The sequence below is a fragment of the Phenylobacterium sp. genome (assembly GCF_044358365.1).
Lineage (GTDB): Bacteria > Pseudomonadota > Alphaproteobacteria > Caulobacterales > Caulobacteraceae > Phenylobacterium.
Genome location: NZ_JBIKNZ010000137.1, coordinates 1 through 3,352, shown reverse-complemented (window position 1 = coordinate 3,352; position 3,352 = coordinate 1). Strand labels below are relative to the sequence as shown.

Genomic DNA, 3,352 nt, shown 5'->3' with positions numbered 1-3,352 from the left:
TCTTGGCTCATCTCAACCTCACGATCGCATAGCCATTGCCTCCGCCGATGGCGACGCCGCTCGCGCCGGAGTTCACGCCGGTGGCCACGGTCGGTTGCCCGACAGGTGTATTGGCTGGCAACTGCCGATTGCCGCTCAGGTTATCGACGACGGTCGCGCCTGGATCGACCCAGGATGAACCGCCGCCGCCGGGCTGACCATCGCCCCCGCCACCCCCACCGCCCCAGTACCCGCCGCCGCCGCCGCCACCGTTATCGGTCGTTGTAGTGGTGCTGTCGCCGGTGCTGCCGCCCCAACCGCCCAGACGTTGCACGCCCGGGAAGGCGAGGATCGAGCGACCGGTCTTGTTGGCGTTGCCGGTGTCGGAAGAATCCACGCCGCCGGCCGTTTGCGTTCCACCCCGGCCGCCATCGTTGCTGGAGTCCTGACCCAACGGGCCGCCCGCGCCGGCGATTCCACCGATGGTGAGGCCACTAACGTAACCACCGGATCCCCCACCGCCACCTGCGACCGCCTTCAGCACGTTGTTGATGTAGAAGCGGGATGATCCGCCGCCGCCGCCACTGCCGCGATTGCCACGTGCACCCGGTCCGCCATCAGGCCAGCCGCCCGCGCCGCCGTTCGCCGCCTGCGCCGCGCCCTGACCGCCCCCGGCGGTCTCGATCTTCAGCACGTCGCCCGGTATGACCGTGAACGTCGCCCGGACGTAGCCACCGCCGCCCGACCAGGCTCCGACGGAGCCGTTCCCATTGCCGCCTGCGCCACCCCAGAGTTCAACAGTCACGCTGCTGACGCCCGCGGGAACGGCATAGGTCTGGGCTGCGCCGGAATAGGCAAAGGCCTGCGTCACACTGTAGGTCGGATTGTAGCGGCCCGCCGACGTTCCGGTGGCGAAGCTCGTCGACGTCGTGAGGCCGGAGGCCACAACCTGCGTCGGTAGATTCAGGTTTGGGTGCCAAGTGGTGCTTGTCGTCCGCGCCACCGCCGTGCCCTGAGCTTCAACCACCTGCGTGGATCTTCCCAACGTGTCGCGTGTGAAGGCCGTGACCCGGCCTTCCTCATCGGTTGACGTCGAAAGAAAGTTGTTGGCCCCATAGGTCATCGACCCGGTGGCGGCGACGCAGTTGGTGCTGGCAAGGCCAACGATGCTGACAAGCTTGGGATCGAACGTGGTAAGACTGGTTCGGGTGTAGTTGTAGGTCGCGGACTTGCCCAGGGCGTTGGTCACCGTGCGGCTGAACGACGTCCCCTCGGCGCTGTAGCTTATCGAATAGGCGTCAACGCCCGATGGCCCTGAACTGGTCAGCGCCCGGCCTTGGCTGTCGTAAGTCACTGTCCATCGGACGACATCGTTCTTGTCCAGAACCGCCGTGACAATGAGCGGAAAACCCACATTGCCGTATTGGTAGGACGTTTTGTCGAGCAGGTTGGAGCTCGCGTCACGCCGTTCAACCCGCGCCAGCCGATAGGGCATTTTGATCGTCGATAGCGTGTCGTAAATGTAGTCGATACGGGTGCCGTCGGGCAGCCTGGCTGAAGACACCGCACGCCGCGTGGCGTCTATGTCGATCCAGCCAAAGGTGATCCGGCGTCCGTAACTGTCGGTGACCGAATAGAGCGCCCCGAAGGCGTCGTAGACAAAGGCCAGTTCGTTCCCGGACCGGTCCACGCGCCGGGTGGGCCGGGCGATTTCCCATTTGCCCGTATTGGGGCTGTAGACTGTCTCCATGTACCAGATGCTGTTCTGGTCATCACGGACGATCCAGTTGCTCTTAGCGTTCTTGACGTCCGTGATTGTGGCCGGGAAGGTCCCGACAAACTCCAGCGAATAGTCGGTGCGCGGAAGAGGGTAGTCAGAGGGGGTGTCGGCGACCATCACGTTGCCGCTTTTGATAAAGCGGTAGTGACCACCTCCCGGCGTATTCAGCCCGGCGCGCCCGGAGCTCCAGCCCTGACCAAGGTGAAGCTCAAGGCCAAACCCTGTCGTCCAGTTGGTCAGGCCAAGAATGTCTGTGACGATCGTGTCATTTTCTCCCCCGCCTCGAACCGATGCGAAGTGGCGCGACAACCGTAGCCCACCATCCGCCGTCGCGAAGTCCTCGACATCAAAAAACTTCGTGCCCGTCAGGATATCGATCGGTCCGGGCGTATGGAGATTGGGTGAGGCATTGTTGTTGGCCGAACAGGTTCGCTTGCTGGAAGCAATAGAGACGTAGTTGGAGGTCGCTTTGCGACAGATGCCGGGGCTAGCCTTTTTCCACGTAAAACCAACGCCCGGCGTGAACGCGACCTCACATTGGTAGTCTATCAGAGTCGGAGCGATCCCCCCTCGGCTCCATCGGCATTGCTTACTCCACCAGTATTCTCTGTCTTGGTATCCAAAGAAAAGCTTCCCCGGATTGTAGGCTTGCCACTGTCGCGTGCACGCTTCAATCGGTGTCGCGAAACACTCTTCGGTCCCGGCTGCAACCACAGTACACCACCCCAACGTCCCCGGCGGCGCGGCCCATTTGACCGTGGTTACAGCCGCTGCGGGCGTCGGCGCACCAAGGACCAGCAACAGGAGGGTAACCGTCGAAAAAATGGCGGCCATTGTTCCAGCTGGCTGCCTCGAAGCACGGCGCAGCTTGCTCAAGGCCGGCCCGGATTGGCTGAATAGCCATTTCACAGAAATCAACCAATGGGAGTCGTGATCCATTGCCGTGGTCTCACTTGAGGTTGAGCATGATGTTGCGCGTATTGGCTGATCTGTCCAGATGTTCACGATAAAGTAGTGCGCGCCGGCTGAAAGCGCCCATCGGGCACCCATCACCCCGCCCCCGCCATCAAATCTAGCGCCACCTTCAGCAGCGCCTCCACCCGCGCCGCATCGCGCTCGCCGGCCGCCGCCTCGCGCGGGGTCTTTTCCTCGCCGCAGACGGCGTCGCAGACCGCTACCAGATCCGGCTGGTGCGACAGCCGCGCGCGAAGGTTGGCCAGCACCCGTCGCGCGCGCTCGGTCTGCGCGCCATGCGCCAGCACCTGGGCCAGGCCCGGCCCCCCGCCCGGGCCGCCGCCGGGCAGCGCCTCAAGGCTGCAGGGGATCTGCGCGTCCATCCGCACGCGGCGCCAGACCTCGCCGTACCGCTCCCCCGCCGCCCGCGCGATCGGACCCATCGGCGCATCGTGCACGAAGGCCCGCTTGCGCCACTTGGCGACGGTCTTCTGATTAAGCCCGTGCTGGGCGGCTAGAGCGGATTCCATTCAGTCTGCATCGTATCCGCAGCTCTTGAAGTAGTTGGCGCACTCGGTCGGAGTGAAGAGGTCGATGAAGCGTCCGATGGCGTCCCAGAGGGCACCGACGGTTCGCTCG

The 3,352-nt window shown here is 64.1% G+C and carries 2 protein-coding genes; both read right to left on the bottom strand.

Translation table 11 applies throughout. The features are described 5' to 3' along the window. Positions 1-7 precede the first annotated feature (7 nt). Complete coding sequence (locus ACIQ3B_RS18345) at positions 8-2,068, bottom strand: glycine-rich protein (RefSeq protein ID WP_397405158.1); 2,061 nt, start codon at positions 2,066-2,068, stop codon at positions 8-10. A gap of 740 nt (positions 2,069-2,808) precedes the next feature. After that, positions 2,809-3,243, bottom strand: a complete 435-nt coding sequence (locus ACIQ3B_RS18340) for a hypothetical protein (protein ID WP_397405160.1) — start codon at positions 3,241-3,243, stop codon at positions 2,809-2,811. Between the last annotated feature and the right edge of the window lie 109 nt (positions 3,244-3,352).

Bases quoted from the DNA above. Each gene is read 5' to 3' on its own strand.
- ACIQ3B_RS18340 (WP_397405160.1), bottom strand. From the start codon at position 3,243: ATGGAATCCGCTCTAGCCGCCCAGCACGGGCTTAATCAGAAGACCGTC.